The sequence below is a fragment of the Pseudogulbenkiania sp. AW2-16 genome, assembly GCF_056824575.1.
Genome location: NZ_CP157668.1, coordinates 645,908 through 663,736 on the forward strand (window position 1 = coordinate 645,908; position 17,829 = coordinate 663,736).

Here is a 17,829-nt window from a genome sequence, read left to right on the forward strand (position 1 = left end):
GGCCTCAGCGACAGGCGGCGAGGAAGCGCCGCGCCAGCACGGCGTAATCGTGCTGGGCCAGCACGTGCGCGCGGCCCGCCTCGCCCATGCGCTGGCGCTCGGCCGCCGGCAACGCCAGCATGCGCCGCACCGCGTCGGCGATGGCGGCCGGGTCTTCGGCGCCGACGCTGATGCCGGCGCCGGCCTCGCGCACCAGGTCGTTGCCGGCCTCGACCGAGTGGATCACCGGCTTGCCGGCCATCAGGTAGTCGAACAGCTTGTTGGGGTTGATGCCGAAACGGTAGATCGGCAGGCGGCGCCAGCCGATGAACAACGCGTCGCAGCGGGCCAGGAAGGCCGGCACCGCGCGTTTCGGAATCGCCGGCAGGAAGTGGACGTTGGCCAGCCCCAGCTCGGCCGCGCGCGCCTGCAGAGCCGCCTTGTCCGGGCCGTCGCCCACCAGCACGAAGCTGACCGGATTCTGTTGCAGCAATGAAGCCGCCTCGAGCAGGAAATCGAGCGCGTTGGCGAGGCCGTGGCCGCCGGCGTAGCCGACGATGAAGCGACCTTGCTCCTTCAACGCGGCCAGGGCCTGGACGTGCCCGGCCGGCAACGGCGCAGGCTCGCCCTGCCACTCGGCGACGTCGACGCCGTTGGGCACCACCGCGTACTTGGCCGGGTCCATGCCGTGCTCGACCATGTAGTCGCGCGCGCACGGCAGCATCGAGATCACGGTGTCGGCCTTTTTATAGCCGAAGTCCTCCGCCCACTGCAGCAGGCGGATGAACGGGTGCTTGGGCGACATGCCGCCCACCTCGACCGGCGTCAGCGGCCACAGGTCGTGCACCTCGTACGCCAGGCGCGCGCCGGTCTTGTGCGCGATCCATGCCGCCGGCACGGTGTCGAGCGGGTAGGTCGACGAGGCGATCACGAGGTCCGGCTTCCATTCCTTGAGGTAGCGCCCGGACAGTCCCATCAGCCGGCCGAGGAAGCGGAAGATGTTGATCACGCGCTTGAGGCCGTTGCCCTCGTAAGGCGGCGTCTTGCACCAGGTATAGCGGATGCCGTCGATGTCCTCGTCGCGGTCGGCTTCGGCCAACGTCGGGTTGTGCTGGCGCAGGTGCGAGTAGTCCGCCGCGACCAGGTTGACCTCGTGCCCGGCCCGGACCCATTCGCGCGCCAGGTAGTAGGGGCGGAATTCCATGCCGTGCTTCGGGCTGCCGGCGTAATGGTTGATGTAGAGGATGCGCACGGTCGGTTTCAGTCGGTTGGGTGGCGGCGGCGGAAGGCGCGCTCCATGGCGTTCCAGTCCATGCTGGTGAACACCACGCCGGCGACACCCCAGCTCACCAGGTTGAACAGCACGTCGGCCGGGGTTGGCAGCTTGGCGTAGCCCAGCATCAGCATGGTCAGGCTGAACAGCGCCAGCGGCAGACCGCGCCAAACCAGGCCCAGACGCAGCGCGAACGCCCACTTGCCGCGCGCACGCTCGTGGCGCCAGCCGGCAAAGTCGTCGGCCATCCAGGCGGCGAGCCTGCGGCGGAACAGCCACATCGGCGCGATCAGCATCAGCATCGCCGCCAGGCAATAGGCCGCCCACAGCAGCGGGCGGAAGGTATGTTGCTGCAGGCCGTAGAGCAGGCTGCCCAAGGGCAGGCCGAACAGCAGCAGGGTCGGCCCCAGCGCCAGCGCGTGCAGGTGGTCGAGCAACTGGCGATAGCGCTTCATGCCGCACCCCGGCCAGCTCGCGATAGAGCGCCACCAGCTTGTCGCCCTCGGCGGCCCAGCTGTAGCGCGCCAGCACCGCCGCCTTGCCGGCCTCGCCCATGGCGTGAGCGCGCTCGTCGTCGGCCAGCAGCAGGTTGATGGCGCTGGCGATGGCGGCGGCGTCGTTCGGGTCGACCAAGAGGCCGCAGCCGGCGCCGTCGACGATGTCGCGCCACAGCGGGAAATCGCTGGCGATCACCGGCAGGCCGGCGGCCATGTACTCGAACAGCTTGATCGGCAGCGACTCGACGTAGCTCGGCGTCGGCAGCAGCGTCACCAGGCCGACCTTGCTCGCCGCCAGCACCTCGGCCACGCCGGCGCGGTCGAGCACGCCCAGATCGTTGACGCGCGCCCAGCCCGGCTGCTGCTGCAGTTCGGCCTTGAGTTCGGTCTCGCTCCACAGCCCAGCCAGGTTGAGGCGGGAGGCGGTGGACGGCAGCGCCGTGATGATCGGCGCGATGCCGCGCGTGCGGCTGATGCCGCCGAGGTAGCACACCTCGTTGCGGCGCGCCTCCCACGGCGTGTCGCGCACCAGCTCGGCCAGGATCGGGTAGTTGCAGACGTCGATGGCGCGCGCGCCGAGCGCGGCGAAGCGGCGCCGGATCAGCGGCGTGGCGGCGACGATGGCGTCGAAGCGGCGTGCGGCGTAGTGTTCCAGCAGCTCCACCCCCTTCGACACCAAGGGCCGCGCCGCGCCGGGAATCCAGTGCTTGGCCAGCACCTGGCGCGGCACGTCCTCGTGCACGTCGTACACCACCTTGATGCCGGCGCGGCGCAGCTTGAGCGCGGCCGGGATCAGCTCGGGGTCGTGGAAGTGCGCCACCTCGGGCTTAAGCGCCAGCGCGGCGCGGTAGACGCGTTCCACGGTGCCGGTCATGCGCGAGAGGCGTCCGCCGCTCTTGGGGCCGACGTCGTGGATGCGCACACCGTCGCGGATTTCCTCGCCCAGTCCGTCGGCCACGATCAGCGTGACGTCGTGGCCGGCACGCGCCAGCGTGGCGCACTCCTTGACGAAGATGCGGATGTCGTAGCGCGGGTGGGCGCTGGTGAGATGGCAGACTCTCATCGGGTTCCCAGCAAATCGTGATAGATCGCCGCAAAGCGGCGCATATTGTCCTGGTGCAGGCCCTTGGCGGCGATCAGGCGGCGGTTGAGCGCTGCCGCCTCCGCCAGCGCGGCATCGTCACTGGCGCGGCGCAGCGTGGCCTTGAGGGCATCGCCGAGGCGCGCCACGTCTTCCACGATGGCGCCGTTGACGCCGTCGAGCACCCATTCCAGGTTGGCCGGCAGGTTGGACAGCATGGGCAGGCAGCCGTGCCCCATCGCCTCCAAGAGGCTGATGCTGGTGGCGTCCGACTCCGGCACGCTGACGAACACGCGCGCCGCGCGATACAGCCCGGCCAGCACCGGCGCCGGCACGAAGCCGGTGAAGTGGACGCGGCGCAGGCCGAGGCTTTCGGCCAACCCTTTCAGGCAGTCGCTCTGTTCGCCGCTGGCGGCCACGGTCAGCGTCCAGTCGTCCCAGGCCGGGTCGGCCTCGACCTCGGCCCAGCCCTTGAGGATGGCGTCGACGCGGTAGAGCTTCTTGTGCAGCCGGCACGACAGCACGTTCTTCGGCTTGGCGGCCAGATCGGGCGCCTCCGGCAGCGCGTCCATGCCGAAGTTCAGCACGTCGAGGCGTTGCACCGGCGCCAGGGTGCGGATCACCGCCGCCATGTGCAGCGAATCGGAGGTCACCGCGTCCGCCGCCGCCAGGTTGGCCGCCACCATCGCCTTCATCAGCCGGTTCTGCTGCGGCAGCAGCAGCACGTCCGAGCCCCAGGTGGTCAGCACCCAGCGCACGTCCTTGCCGGCCAGGGCGCGGCGCGCGTGCCAGGCCACGCTGTTGGCCTGGTGCACGTGCACGATGTCGGGGCGCAGTTCGTCGATCAGCGCGGCGATGCGCCGCGCCGTCGCCAGCGCCTTGAGGCTGAAATCCACGGCGAGCACCTGCCCCAGGTTGGCCGGACGGTAGTGCTCGGGCAGCTCGCCGCTGGTGACGAGGTGCACCTCGGCCACGTGCGGCGCGATGCCGGCGAGGTAGCGGAAGGTGTGCACCGAGGCCGAGCCGATCAGCAGCAGCTTCATGCGGCGGTTTCCTTCAGGTAAGCGGCGAGCGCCGCCGCCAGCCGCGCGAGCCGGGCGTCGAGCGCGGCGTCGCAGGCGATGGCGACGTTCATCGGCAGGTTCAGCACCGTGGCGGCGAGGCGCTCGCCCTCGGGCGCGCTGCCGGCGAGGTAGCCGTGGCGGAACGAGCCCGCCGGGTGGATCACGTCGTCGAACCACACGCCGATGGCGAGCCCGCATGCCGCGCTCAGGCGCCGCGCCAGCGCCGCCTTGTCGGACACCGGCTGCGGCAGCGCGAACGGGTAGCGCACCCAGTGCGCGCCGGGCGCGCCCGGCCACAGCGTCAGGCCGGGCACGGCGGACAGCGCGGCGCGGTAGTGTTCGGCCAACCTTTGCTTGTGCCGCAGCAGCGCCGGCAGCGCCGCCAATTGCGGCAGCAGCAAGGCCGCCGAGAGCGCCGGCAGCGCGCGCGGCGGGTGCGCCACGCCGTCGGCCACCTCGGCGTCGGACGAGCGGTAGATGAGCCCCACGCGGCGCGCCAGGGCCAGCCAGACGCGCCCGGCCAGCGCGCAGCGCGCCGCCAGCAGATGGCCGGTCAAGGTGGCCAGCAGGCGCAGCTGATCCAGCGCGCCGGGCTCGGCCGGCGGTTCTTCCGCCGCCAGGCCCTCCGGCAGCAAGGCGAAGCCGCCGATGCCGCCGCTCAGGTTCTTGGAGTATTCGAAGCTGAAGAAGGCGCCGTCGTGGTACGTCCCCAGCCATTGCCCGTCGCACTGCGAGGCGAAGCCGTGCGCGGCGTCGTCGAGGAAGACCACGCGCGGGTGGCGCAGGCGCAGCGCGTCCGGCACGCGGCAGGCCGGGCCGAAGTTGTGCGGCACGATCACCGCGCGCGTGGCCGGGCCGATGGCGGCGTCGAGCCGGCTCCAGTCGAAACCCAGCGTGGCGGCCGAGACGTCGAGCCAGCGTACCGTGGCGCCCAGCGCCGGGATCTGGTTCGGCACCACCACGCAGGTGTAGGCCGGCACGATCACCTCGTCGCCGGCACCGACGCCGTGCGCGCGCAGCAGCAGCGCCAGCGCGGCACGGCCGGTGTCGGTCAGCACGATGCGCCGCGCGTCGACGCCGAACAAGCGCGCCAGTTCGTCGCGCAGGCGGCGGCGCAGCGCGGTGCGGCCGGCCACCAGGCGCGGCAGCGCGGTCAGCAGCATGGGGAGCGTCAGCGAGTTGGCGGTCAGCACAGCCGGCGCACCTGTTTCGCCGGCGCCCCGGCGTAGAGCCAGCCCGACTCGAGCCGGCCCTTGGCCACCGAGCCCGCCGCCAGCACTACGTTGTCGCCGATCTCGCAGCCGGGCAGCACGATGCAGCCGGCGCCGATGAACACGTTGTCGCCGACGCGGATGTCGCCGTCGACGTGGCACTCGGTGAACGGCGTCACCGGCACGTCGGCCGGAATACCGTTGGAGTGGCAGAAGAACAGGCTGCGCGGCCCCACCGCGACGTTGTGGCCGAAATACAGGTGATGGTCGCCGATCAGCAGGTAGAAGTACGGCGCGAGGTGGCTGTCGGCGCCCAGCGTGAGCCGGCCGTGCAGGCCGATCAGGGCGTCGCCGCGCCAGTACAGCAGCGCGTTCTTGCCCAGCGACAGCGCGCTCCAGCGCGTCACCCGCGCGCTCGGGTGCACGCGCGCCCCGGGCGCGAGGCGCGCGCCGCGCAGCCGCGGCCACAGCCGGTACAGGCGCAGCAGCAATCGTTCAAGCACCATGAGTCTCCAGGCGGCGCAACAGGCGGAAGATCCACGCCACGTAGGCCGCGAAATACAGCGACATCACCCCGGACATCACCTTGAAGGCCAGCAGGGCGTCACGGCTGGCGACGAACACCGCGGCGAACGCCGCCATGTTCACCACCACGCCGGCCAGCACGAACAGGAACGAGGCGCGCTGGCGTCCGATCACCATCGGCACCATGAAGCACGGCCCGGCGACGAAGGCCGCCGCGAGGTACGGCACCAGCGTCGCCGCGATCACCCCGGCCTCGCGCCAGCCGGCGCCGAACACCCAGCCGAACAGCGGCTCGGCCGCCACCAGCAACAGCCCGAACGGCAGCAGCGCGGCGCCGGCCAGCACCGCCAGCGCGCGCGCCAACAGCGGCGTCATGGCGCGGCCGTGGGCGTGCGCCTCGGCCAGGTCGCGGAAGATCACCTGCGACACCGCCTGCCCCAGCAACGCCGCCGGCAGCTTCAGCACGCGCAGCACCAGCGCGTACTGGCCGACCACGGCGTGCCCGGCGAGCGAGGTCAGCAGGGCCAGCATCAGCGAATCCTGGAACGCCACCACGAAGGCGTGCGGGGTATTGATCTTGGGAAACTCGGCGTAGCGCCGCGCCAGCGCGGCCAGTTCGGCGCGGCGGTGGCCGCGCAGCCAGGTCAGGCGCGTAGCCAGATCGGCGCGCGCCTGCGCCAGCAGCGCCAGCGCCTGCCCCGCCAGCGAGCCGGCGATGAGGCCGGCAAAGCCCAGCCCGGCCCAACCGGCGCCCAGCTGCGCCAGAGTCACCCCGAGCGATTGCATCACCCGGCCCTGGGCGTTGGCGGGGTAGCGGCGCTGACGGTTGTTCCAGCTGGTCCAGGCCTGCAGGCTGCCCGCCAGCCACACCCCGCCCGGCAACACCAGCAGCCACGGCGCCAGCGCCGGCGCGCCGAGCGTGGCGGCGATCCAGCCGTGCGCCGGCAGCAGCAGCGCGGTGAGCACGACCAGCAGCGCCAGGTTGATCGCCAGCGCCAGCGTCATCAGGCGCTCGGCGTCGCGCTCGTCCTTGGGCAGCACGATGGCCATGTCGTAGCGCGCGGTGGCGATCACCGCCAGATTGGAGAGCCAGGCGGAAAACACCGCCAGCAGGCCGAAATCGTCCGGACTGTAGAGCCGCGTCAACAGCGGCGCGAACACCAGCGGCAACAGCTGCGCCAGCGCCGCGCCGCCGGTCAGCGTCGCCACGTTGCGGGCGAAGCCGCCGGCTACCAGCCGTTGTACGGCGCCTTTCAGCATCGCTCGGCAGCGCTCAAGCCAGCGCCTTCTTCACGGCGGCGACGATGGCATCCTGCGTGGGCTCGTCGAGGAAGGGGTGCATCGGCAGGCTCATGACGCGCTGCCCGGCGGCTTCGGCCACGGGGAAGCTGCCCACGCCCTGGCCGAGCGCGGCGAAGGCCGGCTGCAGGTGCAGCGGGATCGGGTAATGCACCGCGGTGGGCACGCCCAACTCCTTGAGCGTGGCCGCCACCGCGTCGCGCCGGTCCACCTCGATGGTGTACTGGGCATGCACGCTGGAACAGCCGTCGGCCAACCTGGGCACGCGTGCGACGTCCTTGAGCAGTTCGGAGTAGCGTGCACCGATGCGCTCGCGGGCCGCGACTTCGGCCGGGAAGCTCGGCAGCTTGGCCAGCAGCACCGCGGCCTGGAGCGTGTCGAGGCGGCCGTTGAGGCCGATCACCGGGTGGTGGTAGCGGCGGTCCTGGCCGTGCACGCGGATCTCGCGCATCGCCTTGGCCAGCGCGTCGTCGTCGGTGAAGCAGGCGCCGCCGTCGCCGTAGCAGCCCAAGGGCTTGCTCGGGAAGAAGCTGGTGCAGCCGATGGTCGACAGCGCACCGGATTTTTTGCCCTTGTAGGTGGCGCCGAAACTCTGCGCGCCGTCCTCGATCACCGGCAGATGGTACTTGGCGGCGATGGCGTTGATGGCGTCGAAGTCGGCGCACTGGCCATAGAGGCTCACCGGCATGATGGCACGCGTCTTCGGCGTGATCGCCGCCTCGATCCTGGCCGGGTCGAGGTTGTAGCTGTCCGGGTCGATGTCGACGAACACCGGTGTGGCGCCGAGCAGCGCGATCATCTCGCCGGTGGCGATGAAGGTGAACGGCGTGGTGATCACCTCGTCGCCGGCCTGGATGCCCAGCGCCATCAGCGCGATCAGCAGCGCGGTGGTGCCGTCGGCCACGCCGACGCAATACTTGACGCCGACGTAGGCGGCGAGCTCGCGCTCCAGCTCGGCCACTTCCGGCCCCATGATGTACTGGCCGTGGTCGAGCACGGCGTGGATACGCGCGTCGATGTCGGCCTTGAGGTGCTGGTACTGCGCTTTCAGGTCAATGAACGGAATGCTCATCGGAATCGTTCCTCGGGCTTCGGCCAACGTTGGCCGAAGCCTTGCTGGGGATCAGAACGGCGTGCAGTGATTGCCGCCGATGTCGTAGTTGGTGCCGCAGCCCGGGCAGGCGTGCTCGCCGATCATGTCCGACAGGCGCTCGCCGCAGGCGCACATCCAGCCCATGCGGTAGGCCGGGGCGCCGACCATCAGCGCGTAGGCCGGCACGTCGTGCGTCACCACCGCGCCGGCGCCGATGAAGGCGTACTCGCCGATGGTGTGGCCGCACACCACGGTGGCGTTGGCGCCGATGGTGGCACCCTTCTTCACCAGGGTGCGGCGGTACTCGTGCTTGCGGCTGACGTGGCTGCGCGGGTTGTTGACGTTGGTGAACACCATGGAGGGGCCGCAGAACACGTCGTCCTCCAGCGTCACCGCGTCGTAGATCGACACGTTGTTCTGCACCTTGACGTTGTCGCCGATGATGACGTCGTTGCCGACGAACACGTTCTGGCCGAACGAACAGCGCTCGCCGATCACCGCGCCGGCGCAGATGTGCGCCCAGTGCCAGATGCGGGTGCCGGCGCCGATGGTGGCGCCGTCGTCGACGATGGAAGTGGGGTGAACGAGATAGGTCATGCGGGTGCCCTCACGCAATCAGAAAAACAGGAAAAAACCGTCGACGAAAAACACTAGGCCGAGCAGGGCCACCGGCAGCGCGGCGAGCCAGACGGCCTTTTTCTTGAACAGGCCGGCGATCGAGGAGATCAGGATCGCCACCTGCAGGAAGATCACCGCCATGCCGAACGGTTTGCCCTGGCGCTGCGCGCTGTCGCGCTCGGCCTCCAGGGTGCGCGCCTTCTGCTCGATGTCCTTGCGCTCCTGGTTGTAGCGCGCGGCGCGCTCGGCGGCCTGCTGCAGCGTTTTGGCGTAGCGCTCGCGCACCGTCGGCTCGACCTGCGGCGGCAGGTTGTCCAGCGCCAGCTGCAGGCGGTCGCGCTCCATCTCGTAGAGGTTGCTCTTGATGCTCTTGGCCTGGTAATAGGCCCACTGGTCCGAGGCCTGGGCCTGGGTGATGACGCTGCGCGTGGAGAAACTGCCGCCCTTGAAGGTGGACAGCGTGGCGCACACCGCCAGGATGACGGTGGTCAGCGCCAGATAATTGAGCCAGGGTTCTTTCTTTTCGTCCGCCATGATGTTGCTTCGGGTAACACGGTGAAAACGGGAGCGGCCCGCCGGCGGCGGGCCACTGGAATCAGTAGTCGAGCGGCAGGCTGACGCGGCGGCCGTCGCGCGCCGACAGATACATCGCGATCAGCAATTCCAGCGACTTCAGGCCCTCGCGCCCGTCGGTCTCCGGATCGGCCTTGCCCTGCATCACGTTGATCACGTTGTCGTAGTAGAGCGGGTGGCCGAAGCCGTACACGCTGGTGGTGGCGTAGCTGGCGCTCTGGATCTCGTCGTCCATCGGATGCGGCTCGGCGAACTCCCAGTGCTGCACCTCGTTCACCGCCACGCCGCCGACGCGCACCGTGCCCTTCTCGCCGATGATGGTGATCGAGCCTTCCAGGTTCTTGGGATAGGTCAGCATCGTCACGTTCATGCTGCCCAGCGCGCCCGAGCGCCACTTGACGCTGACGGTGCCGGTGTCCTCCACCTCGATGTTGCGCGCCAGCGTCGCGGTGTAGGCCTGTACGCTCTCCACCGGGCCGATCAGCCAGTCCAGCAGGTCGACGTAATGGCTGGCCTGGTTCATGAAGGCGCCGCCGTCGAACTCCCAGGTGCCGCGCCAGGCCGCCGAGTCGTAGTACTCCTGCGGCCGGGTCCAGAACACGTTGACGTTGACCATGTAGAGGCGGCCGAAGCGCTTCTCTTCCATGGCGCGCTTGAGCAGCTGCAGCGTGGCGTTGCGGCGGTTCTGCTTGACCACGAACAGGCGGCGTCCGGCGCGGTCGGCGGCCTTCACCATGGCCAGGCCGTCCTCCCAGCGCGTCGCCATCGGCTTCTCGGTCATGACGTGGAAGCCGGCCTCGGAGCACTCGATGCTCTGCGCCGGATGCAGCCCGGACGGGCTGGTCAGGATCACGATGTCGGCCCGGGTCTCGGCCAGCAGCGCGGCCAGGCTGGCGTGGCCGCGCGCGCCGGTGCGCGCCACCGCGGCGGCCAGCGCCGCCGGGTCGATGTCGCACACGTCGGTCAATTCGGCGCGCTCGGCGTGCTTCTCCAGCGCGGCAAAGTGGTTCTGGGCGATGCGGCCGCAACCGACCAGCGCGAAGCGGATCTTGCGGTCGGTGATCGGGGCCTGATGGGCAGCTTGCATGGTGTTCTGGTCTTTCTGGAAAAGGCAAAGGGCGGCCAGGGCCGCCCACATCGATCCGGTGGCGTGACAGGCCGGCCAGCGCCGCCCCGCCACACCGGCGTCATTATACGCCAGCCTCTATTAAATCAGCAGGCGGTTGTCGCTATGCTGATTGGTCGACTTGAGCCGGCTGACGAACTCCGGAAATTCGAGCCCGAAGCGCGCCTCCAGTTCCTCGGCGCGTTTTTTCAGGCCCTCGAAACGCGTCAGCGCCGGCGAACCGGCGAAGGCCATCACCGCCACGTTGCCGTGACTGGCCGAGGGCAGCTCCAGCACCCGCCCCTCGAACACCCCGAGCAGGCGCTCCACGAACTGGTGGTAGCGCTTGTCGCCGCTCCACCAGTTGGCGACGAACACGCCGTCCGGCGCCAGCGCGCGCTTGCAGTCCTCGAAGAACGCCTCGGTGGTCAGCGCGTCGACGATCTGCAGCCCGTCGAAGCCGTCCACCAGGATGGCGTCGGTCGAGCCGCGGAAGATCTTGACGTAGTCGGCGCCGTCGGCCTCGACGATCTCGAAGCGCTCGCCCTCTTCCGGCAGCTCGAAGAAGGCTCGCGCCACATTGATCACCTGCGGGTTGATGTCCACCGCCACGCTCTTGGCATCACGCAGGTAGAAGTCGATGTAGCGCGCGAACGAGCCGCCGCCCAGGCCGATCTGCAGGATGTGGCGCGGCTCCGGATTGAACAGCAGAAAGCCCATCATGGCGCGGCTGTACGACAGCACCAGCCGCACCGGGTCGTCCACGTCCATCGAGCTTTGCACCGTCTCCGAGCCCAGGTGCAGCGAACGGATGCCGTCCACCTCGGAGATTTCCACCTCCGGCATGGCGTCCACGCCGTCGCGCACGCGGCGGCGGAACGGATGACGCGCTCTACCCGCCACAGGAGGTCTCCTTCGGACGGGAATCGAGGATGCTGATGGTGCGGCGCGGCGCTTCGGCCAACTCGTCGTCGCCCGGCAGCGGCGGATCGCGGAATTCTTCCTTGTCGAAGGCGGTGTCGCCGTCAGCGAACGGCGCGTCCCCGGTCTTGAGCCCGGCGAAGTCGAACAGGCCGGTGTCGGCCAGGTGCGACGGCACCACGTTCTGCAGCGCGCGGAACATGCTCTCCAGGCGGCCCGGGAAACGCTTGTCCCAGTCGTTGACCATCTCCTTCACCACCTGGCGCTGCAGGTTGGGCTGCGAGCCGCACAGGTTGCACGGGATGATCGGGAACTCGCGCAGCGTAGCGTAGCGCTCCAGGTCCTTCTCGCGGCAGTACGCCAGCGGGCGGATCACCATGTGGCGGCCGTCGTCGCTCACCAGCTTGGGCGGCATCGACTTCAGCTTGCCGCCGTAGAACATGTTGAGGAACAAGGTATGCAGCATGTCGTCGCGATGGTGGCCGAGCGCGATCTTGGTCGCCCCCAGCTCGTCGGCCACGCGGTACAGGATGCCGCGGCGCAGGCGCGAGCACAGGCTGCAGGTGGTCTTGCCCTCGGGGATCACGCGCTTGACGATGGAGTAGGTATCTTCCTCGACGATGCGGTACTCGACGCCGATCGCCGTCAGGTACTCCGGCAGCACGTGTTCGGGAAAGCCCGGCTGCTTCTGGTCGAGGTTGACCGCGACGATGGAGAAATCGATCGGCGCCGACTTCTGCAGCCCGAGCAGGATGTCGAGCAGGGCGAAGCTGTCCTTGCCGCCGGACAGGCAGACCATGACGCGGTCGCCCTGCTCGATCATGTTGAAATCGTTGATGGCGTCGCCGACGTGGTGGCGCAGCCGCTTGGCCAGCTTGTTGGCCTCGAACAGCGCCTTCTGCGCCTTGGCGTCGAGGGTTTGGATATCGGACATGGAAGGAACAGCTAAGAAATTGAAAAACAGGCGATTTTAGCGCGAATCGGGGGCGCCTGTCATGGCCGACACTACAACACCACGCTCCTGCCACCATCCACCGCCAGCACCTGGCCGGTGACGTAAGCGGCGTCGAACAGCAGGAATTTCACCGCGCGCGCGATATCCTCCGGCGTGCCGATGCGCGCCAGCGGAATGCTCGCCTCGATGCGGCGCTTGTGCTCCTCGTCGAAGAACGACTCGCCCTCCGGCCAGAGGTTGCTGCCCGGCGCCACGCCGTTGACGCGCACCTCGGGTGCCAGCTCGATCGCCAGACTGCGGATCAGCTGGGCATGGCCGGCCTTGGCCAGGTTGTACACCACGTGCGACTTCATCGGCCGCTCGGCGTGGATGTCGACGATGCCGACGATGGCGCCGCCGCTCGCTCTCAGATACGGCGCGGCGGCCTGCGCCAGAAACAGCGGCGCCTTCAGGTTGCTGCCCATCAGGTCGTACCACACCGCCTCGTCGATATGGCCGATGCCGGAGGGGAAGAAGCTGGAGGCGTTGTTGACCAGCCCATCGAGCCGGCCGAACGCCTCGAGCGCGGTCTCCACCAGGCGCGGCAGCCCGGCGATATCGTGCAGGTCGGCCTGCACCAGCACCACCGAACCGCGCCGCACCGCGTTCAGCTCCAGGGCCAGGCTTTCCGCCTCGGCGCGCGAACCGCGGTAATGCAACACCAGCCGCGAGCCCCCCGCGTGCAGATGACGGGCAATGCCCGCTCCCACCCGGCGCGCGCCGCCGGTAATCAGCACCACCTTGCCCTCGCCCATCGCCCCACTCCCCTTGTCTGTCGCGTCGCCGCCCATCCCGCCCCTTTCCGGCACGGCGGAATTGGCCGACAATTCGCCCAATTCTACCGCAAGCCACGCCATGACCCAGTTACCCGCCCCCGACGCCGCCGCCCTGGCCGTCAGCCAAGAGCTCTCCCGCCACATCGCCGCCGAGATCGCCGCCCACGACGGCTGGATTCCGTTCTCGCGCTACATGGAGCTGGCGCTGTACGCCCCCGGCCTCGGCTACTACAGCGCCGGCAGCCGCAAGTTCGGCGCCGCCGGCGACTTCGTCACCGCGCCCGAGCTGTCGCCCTACTTCGGCCGCACCCTGGCGCGCCAGCTGGCCGAGCTGCTGCCGCAGACCGGCGGCACGCTCTACGAATTCGGCGCCGGCACCGGCCGTCTCGCCGTCGACATTCTCACCGAGCTGGAAGCGCTCGGCCAACTGCCCGCCCGCTACGCCATCATCGACCTCTCCGCCGACCTGGTCGAGCGCCAGCGGCAAACGTTGGCCGAAGCCCTGCCGCACCTCGCCGGGCGCGTCGAATGGCTGAGCGAGCTGCCGGAACAGTTCGACGGCGTCATCATCGGCAACGAAGTGCTCGACGCCATGCCCTGCGAGCTGCTGCACTGGACCCCGACGCCGCAACAGCGCGGCGTCACCGTGCGCGACGGCGCCTTCGCCTGGGAAGACCGCCCCATCGCAGATCCCCGCCTCGCCGCCGTGGCCGCCGCGCTGCCCCCCGAGGCGGCCGGCTACCTGTCGGAAGTCAGCCTCGGCCAACCGCGCCTTCATCGCCACCCTGGCCGCGCGCCTGGTCCGCGGCGCCATCCTCCTGATCGACTATGGCTTCCCCGAACGCGAGTACTACCACCCGCAGCGCCACATGGGCACGCTGATCGGCCACTACCGCCACCACACCGTGGACGACCCGTTCTACCTGCCCGGCCTGATGGACCTGACCTGCCACGTCGACTTCACCGCCGTGGCGCTGGCCGGCACCGACGCCGGGCTCGACCTGATCGGCTACACCACGCAGGCGCAGTTCCTGGTCAACGCCGGCATCACCGCGCTGCTGCAACAGCTCGATCCGGACGACGTCGCCCACTACGCCCCGCGCGTCGCGGCGGTGCAGAAGCTGCTCTCGCCCAACGAGATGGGTGAACTGTTCAAGGTGATCGGCTTCGGCAAGGGGGTGAGCATCGACTGGATCGGCCTCACCGAGGGCGACCGCTGCCACGCCCTGTAAGAACCGGCCCCCGATCTGTCGCGAGCGGCCCTCAGCGGGGTGAAGAGCAGCACAGGGACCGGAACGGACACGTGGTCCATGAGGATTCCCGATCGCTGAGCCAATCGAAGATTGGCACGCAGTGCACCTGAGCCCCGATCGGGGACCGCGCAGCAAGATCGGAGACAGGTTCTAAGCGTTTCGGCAAAAAATACGCCCCAGCTGTTGACAGCCCCAAACAGCCCCGGTATAGTTCGCCCCACTTCGACGCAACAAGCAACGAAGCAGCGTGGCGAATTAGCTCAGTCGGTTAGAGCGACGGAATCATAATCCGCAGGTCCGGGGTTCGAGTCCCTGATTCGCCACCACCAATTAAAGCCTTAGGCCAACTCAAACGAGTTGGCCTTTTGCTTTTCTGCCTTGCGGTAGGCGTCGTGTCGGCATTCAAGCTCCGCATCGATCCATACCGATTCCTGTCCTTACTTGGTCTGCACGACGCAGAGCGGCAGTTCGCGTCTACACTTTCCGCTGCTCCTCCCTGCACGGCGACAGATCAGCCTGCCACGTTGCCGTCTTCCTCCGACAGGTTCTCCAGGCCGGCCGCCGGGGCTGCCAATGCCCCCTTCTTACAGACATACACCTTTTGCCACGACGCAGTTTCTGCCCCGCCGCTTCGCCTCATAAAGCGCGGCATCGCAGCGATTGTAGATGGCCGTGAAGTCGTCCTCGGCGGCAAGTTCTGCAACACCGATACTGATGGTCACGCGAATTTCTCCGCTCAGCGCTTGAATCGTGCTCTCTTCGACTTCATGGCGCAGGCGCTCGGCCACCTCTTTCGCTTCGGACTCCGGGGTGTTGGGCAACAGAACGGCGAACTCCTCCCCGCCAAGGCGGCCGAGAATGTCGCTGCCCCTGAGCACCTGCTGAAAAACAATGGCGACGCGCTTCAGGGTTTCATCACCACCATAGTGGCCGAAGCTGTCATTGATGCGTTTAAAGTAGTCGAGGTCGATCAGGAACATCGACAGTCGACCCCCATAGCGCTTCGTCCGACCGAATTCTTTCTCGGCAATCTCCGTAAAGTGGCCTCGGCGCATCACACCCGTCAGTTCGTCCGTTGTCGCGATGGATCTCAGCGTGCTGATCGATCTGTCCTCGGCAATGGCGCTGCCGACCCAGCGCCCCAACAAGCGCAGGAATTCGATATCGCTGCGATCAAACGTTCGGCCATAGGGTTTCGTAGAGGAAAAATTGACGGTGCCATAGAGTTCGCCGCCGACCCACGTCGGGGTGCCGATATAACACTCCCGTTTGAAGGCATCGAAACAGGGGTGGCCCGCATACTCGGAATCGCTCATATGGTGGATCGCCACCACATCCGCGCGATCAAGCGTGATCGAACAGCAGGTCTGCGAGAGCTCGTATTCATCGCCGGCCTTCAGGTTGGCAGACGGCGGCGTACAGCAGCTTTCGACACGGTAGCGGCCTCCATGCACATGGCTGACGATGCCAAATTCAACCCCAAGGTGACGGCACCCAAGTTCCAGGGCTTTCTGCAGTTGCTCTTGCAGGGTGTCGCCCGACTGGGTGGCGATATCGTTCAGAATACGCAGGCTGTCGTTGACGAACAGCAATCGGCTGCGGAATTGACGTTGAATGTAAAGCGCACGGGCCAGCAGCGCACCGCCCAGGACCATGGACAGCGAGATGACAGCGGCGAGCAGGCGGTAGCGGAACCAGCGCTGTTCATGCGCGGCGAAAATGTCCTCGACGGGCTGGGTTATCGATACGACCATCGGATAGTCATCCAGGCGTCGATACGTCACCAGCCGGTCGACCCCATCGATCGAACTCAGTGCTTCGAAGCTCCCTTGCGCAGGAGCACTTGGGCGCAAAAACGGACGATCGGGAGGCACCGCCGTGCCGACAGCCTGGTTATCCAGTTTCCGATTGCTTCCGCGCGCGCGGAAAATGCCGTCCGTTCCGACCAGCCCGATAGAGCCACGTGGGCCGAGGTCGATCGATGCAAAAAATTGCCCGAAGTAGTCGGGGCTGAGAGAGATGACCAGCACCCCCTCGAAGTGGCCATGCTCCTCCAGGATGGGGCGGGTTACCTGTATGCTGTAGCGGCTGGAGATGCGCCCCTTGACGGGTTTGCTGATATAAAGCCGGTCCTGGCTGCTGTCACGATGCACCCGGAAATGCTCACGGTCACTCAGATCGACCGGTTTCGCGTGCGGGTCCAGATTGGAATACGCGAGCTTTCCGTCCGGGCCGATGACCGCGACCTGGACCAGCAGTGACTTGGGGTAGGTGGACTGGAGCAACTGGACTTTCCGGTCGAAATCGGATCGGTCATCAAGCCATGACTGGCGCAGGATCAGCAGCGCTTCGTCGACCTCGTTGAAGGTGCGAACGACGTGTTCCCCGAAGGCCCGGACAAGATTGGCGGACTCGGTCTTGGCATGACGCTCGACATCGGCGTGATTACGGTCTTGTTCCGCGATGAGAACAAACCAGAGCAACGCGACCATGAGCCCCACGATGGCCAGGATCGAAAGCGGGTGGGAGATAGTCCGGGCTGAACTTAATCGAGGTTCATATGGCATTGATAAGCCAGCCAACGAAAAAGAGGGAGAGTCACCTGATTAGACGCCAGATTGCTGCCTCAAACAAGTAGCATGCCTGTGACATCTTGAAGATGATTTCCGAATTTTAGTCGACCAGCCCCGGCCTATTTCAGCAGCAGCGACAGCTCCCACGCCGCCTCGCGCAGCGGCTCCAGGTAGCGCTGCGGCAGCTCGTGCCCCGCCCCCGGCAGGCCGGCACGTGCAGGCAGAGCGTGGCCCGGGCGGCGTCGAGGTCATCGCGGATCGGCACCGACAAGGTACACAGGCCCAGCTCGAACTCTTGGTCGCACCAGGCATAGCCTTGGCTGCGAATCGCCGGCAGCAGCCGCTGCAGGGCCTGGCGCTCGACCACGGTATGCGGGGTGTGGCGTGGTCGCGGGGCGTCGAGCAGGGCGTCGCGCGCCGCCGGCTCCAGCTCGCTCAGGATGACCCGCCCCGACGCGGTGCACGTCATCGGCACCCGCGCCCCCGTGGCGAAGCGGCTGTGGTGGAAGAAATGGCCTGGGGCCTCGGCCAGACACAGCATCTCGCCCCGGTCGGGCACCAGCAGCATGCAGCTCTCGCCGGTCAGCTCGGCGAGATGATTGAGCACCGCCTGCGCGGCACGCGGCAACGGGACGGACGCAAACGCATCGAAACCCAGCGTCAGGATTTTCGGCGTCAGCGCGAAGCGCTTGTCTGCGCTCGGGCGCACGAAACCGAGCTGCTGCAGGGTATACAGGCAGCGGGCGACCGACGCGCGCGGTATGCCGGTCTTCTGGCCGATCTCGCTCACCGACAAGGGCGTGCCGCACGGGTCGAAGGCTTGTATCACCGCCAGGCCGCGTTCGAACGGCGTATCGGTATCGTGCATGGCGGGCGGCTCAGGGAAAACGCGGGGCGCGTCCGGACGCGCCGGCCCGGACCGCCCCGGCGCGCTGTCGGCCATTTCGCCTCCCACATCACCAACGGCGGCACGATTCATGGCGTCGCCCGGCTC

14 protein-coding genes, 1 tRNA gene and 1 pseudogene are annotated in these 17,829 nt (G+C 68.0%); 2 read left to right on the plus strand and 14 right to left on the minus strand.

Going from position 1 to position 17,829, the window contains the following annotated elements; all coding sequences use genetic code 11:
* Nucleotides 1–4 precede the first annotated feature (4 nt).
* The 12 genes from ABKF58_RS03095 to ABKF58_RS03150 form a co-directional block, all read right to left on the minus strand.
* Complete coding sequence (locus tag ABKF58_RS03095) at nucleotides 5–2,812, minus strand: glycosyltransferase family 4 protein (protein WP_482583340.1); 2,808 nt, start codon at nucleotides 2,810–2,812, stop codon at nucleotides 5–7.
* On the minus strand, nucleotides 2,809–3,873 hold the full coding sequence (locus tag ABKF58_RS03100; RefSeq protein ID WP_014085791.1) for a glycosyltransferase: 1,065 nt from the start codon (nucleotides 3,871–3,873) through the stop codon (nucleotides 2,809–2,811). Before ABKF58_RS03100 ends, ABKF58_RS03095 begins: the two co-directional genes overlap by 4 nt.
* Entirely contained in the window at nucleotides 3,870–5,087 is a 1,218-nt protein-coding gene (locus ABKF58_RS03105; RefSeq protein ID WP_482583341.1) for a DegT/DnrJ/EryC1/StrS family aminotransferase, read from the minus strand. The genes ABKF58_RS03100 and ABKF58_RS03105 overlap by 4 nt, the downstream gene beginning before the upstream one ends.
* A complete protein-coding gene (locus tag ABKF58_RS03110; protein ID WP_482583342.1) occupies nucleotides 5,081–5,611 on the minus strand; it encodes an acyltransferase in 531 nt (176 codons plus the stop codon). Before ABKF58_RS03110 ends, ABKF58_RS03105 begins: the two co-directional genes overlap by 7 nt.
* Nucleotides 5,601–6,890, minus strand: coding sequence for a lipopolysaccharide biosynthesis protein (locus tag ABKF58_RS03115; protein ID WP_482583343.1), 1,290 nt, complete (start codon nucleotides 6,888–6,890; stop codon nucleotides 5,601–5,603). Before ABKF58_RS03115 ends, ABKF58_RS03110 begins: the two co-directional genes overlap by 11 nt.
* A gap of 13 nt (nucleotides 6,891–6,903) precedes the next feature.
* Nucleotides 6,904–8,001 (minus strand): DegT/DnrJ/EryC1/StrS family aminotransferase, encoded by a 1,098-nt coding sequence (locus tag ABKF58_RS03120; protein WP_482583344.1) that lies wholly within the window; start codon nucleotides 7,999–8,001, stop codon nucleotides 6,904–6,906.
* A gap of 51 nt (nucleotides 8,002–8,052) precedes the next feature.
* Nucleotides 8,053–8,619 carry an acyltransferase gene (locus ABKF58_RS03125; RefSeq protein WP_008955705.1) on the minus strand — a complete coding sequence of 189 codons (567 nt, stop codon included), beginning with the start codon at nucleotides 8,617–8,619 and terminating at the stop codon, nucleotides 8,053–8,055.
* Nucleotides 8,620–8,637: 18 nt separating this feature from the next.
* Nucleotides 8,638–9,174 carry a DUF4337 domain-containing protein gene (locus tag ABKF58_RS03130; protein WP_008955704.1) on the minus strand — a complete coding sequence of 179 codons (537 nt, stop codon included), beginning with the start codon at nucleotides 9,172–9,174 and terminating at the stop codon, nucleotides 8,638–8,640.
* 61 nt (nucleotides 9,175–9,235) lie between these two features.
* Nucleotides 9,236–10,300 (minus strand): Gfo/Idh/MocA family protein, encoded by a 1,065-nt coding sequence (locus ABKF58_RS03135; protein WP_482583345.1) that lies wholly within the window; start codon nucleotides 10,298–10,300, stop codon nucleotides 9,236–9,238.
* A 120-nt stretch (nucleotides 10,301–10,420) separates the two neighbouring features.
* On the minus strand, nucleotides 10,421–11,164 hold the full coding sequence (locus ABKF58_RS03140) for a polyamine aminopropyltransferase (RefSeq protein ID WP_482584326.1): 744 nt from the start codon (nucleotides 11,162–11,164) through the stop codon (nucleotides 10,421–10,423).
* A gap of 46 nt (nucleotides 11,165–11,210) precedes the next feature.
* Entirely contained in the window at nucleotides 11,211–12,173 is a 963-nt protein-coding gene (gene ttcA, locus ABKF58_RS03145) for a tRNA 2-thiocytidine(32) synthetase TtcA (RefSeq protein WP_482583346.1), read from the minus strand.
* A gap of 71 nt (nucleotides 12,174–12,244) precedes the next feature.
* Nucleotides 12,245–13,024 (minus strand): pteridine reductase, encoded by a 780-nt coding sequence (locus ABKF58_RS03150; protein WP_482584327.1) that lies wholly within the window; start codon nucleotides 13,022–13,024, stop codon nucleotides 12,245–12,247.
* A 64-nt stretch (nucleotides 13,025–13,088) separates the two neighbouring features.
* Between ABKF58_RS03150 and ABKF58_RS03155 the strand changes: the two are divergent.
* Nucleotides 13,089–14,241, plus strand: a pseudogene (locus tag ABKF58_RS03155) (class I SAM-dependent methyltransferase).
* 270 nt (nucleotides 14,242–14,511) lie between these two features.
* A tRNA-Met gene (locus ABKF58_RS03160) sits at nucleotides 14,512–14,588 on the plus strand.
* Between the two features lie 258 nt (nucleotides 14,589–14,846).
* Here the strand turns inward: ABKF58_RS03160 and ABKF58_RS03165 are convergent.
* Both ABKF58_RS03165 and ABKF58_RS03170 read right to left on the minus strand, forming a co-directional pair.
* On the minus strand, nucleotides 14,847–16,754 hold the full coding sequence (locus tag ABKF58_RS03165) for a diguanylate cyclase (RefSeq protein ID WP_482583347.1): 1,908 nt from the start codon (nucleotides 16,752–16,754) through the stop codon (nucleotides 14,847–14,849).
* Nucleotides 16,755–16,959: 205 nt separating this feature from the next.
* On the minus strand, nucleotides 16,960–17,703 hold the full coding sequence (locus ABKF58_RS03170; RefSeq protein ID WP_482583348.1) for an IclR family transcriptional regulator: 744 nt from the start codon (nucleotides 17,701–17,703) through the stop codon (nucleotides 16,960–16,962).
* Between the last annotated feature and the right edge of the window lie 126 nt (nucleotides 17,704–17,829).

Coding starts and splice junctions, on each gene's coding strand:
- ABKF58_RS03095 (WP_482583340.1), bottom strand. CDS start 2,812: ATGAGAGTCTGCCATCTCACCAGCGCCCACCCGCGCTACGACATCCGC.
- ABKF58_RS03100 (WP_014085791.1), bottom strand. CDS start 3,873: ATGAAGCTGCTGCTGATCGGCTCGGCCTCGGTGCACACCTTCCGCTAC.
- ABKF58_RS03110 (WP_482583342.1), bottom strand. CDS start 5,611: ATGGTGCTTGAACGATTGCTGCTGCGCCTGTACCGGCTGTGGCCGCGG.
- ABKF58_RS03115 (WP_482583343.1), bottom strand. CDS start 6,890: ATGCTGAAAGGCGCCGTACAACGGCTGGTAGCCGGCGGCTTCGCCCGC.
- ABKF58_RS03120 (WP_482583344.1), bottom strand. CDS start 8,001: ATGAGCATTCCGTTCATTGACCTGAAAGCGCAGTACCAGCACCTCAAG.
- ABKF58_RS03125 (WP_008955705.1), bottom strand. CDS start 8,619: ATGACCTATCTCGTTCACCCCACTTCCATCGTCGACGACGGCGCCACC.
- ABKF58_RS03130 (WP_008955704.1), bottom strand. CDS start 9,174: ATGGCGGACGAAAAGAAAGAACCCTGGCTCAATTATCTGGCGCTGACC.
- ABKF58_RS03135 (WP_482583345.1), bottom strand. CDS start 10,300: ATGCAAGCTGCCCATCAGGCCCCGATCACCGACCGCAAGATCCGCTTC.
- ABKF58_RS03140 (WP_482584326.1), bottom strand. CDS start 11,164: ATGCCGGAGGTGGAAATCTCCGAGGTGGACGGCATCCGTTCGCTGCAC.
- ttcA (WP_482583346.1), bottom strand. CDS start 12,173: ATGTCCGATATCCAAACCCTCGACGCCAAGGCGCAGAAGGCGCTGTTC.
- ABKF58_RS03150 (WP_482584327.1), bottom strand. CDS start 13,024: ATGGGCGGCGACGCGACAGACAAGGGGAGTGGGGCGATGGGCGAGGGC.
- ABKF58_RS03165 (WP_482583347.1), bottom strand. CDS start 16,754: ATGGTCGCGTTGCTCTGGTTTGTTCTCATCGCGGAACAAGACCGTAAT.
- ABKF58_RS03170 (WP_482583348.1), bottom strand. CDS start 17,703: ATGCACGATACCGATACGCCGTTCGAACGCGGCCTGGCGGTGATACAA.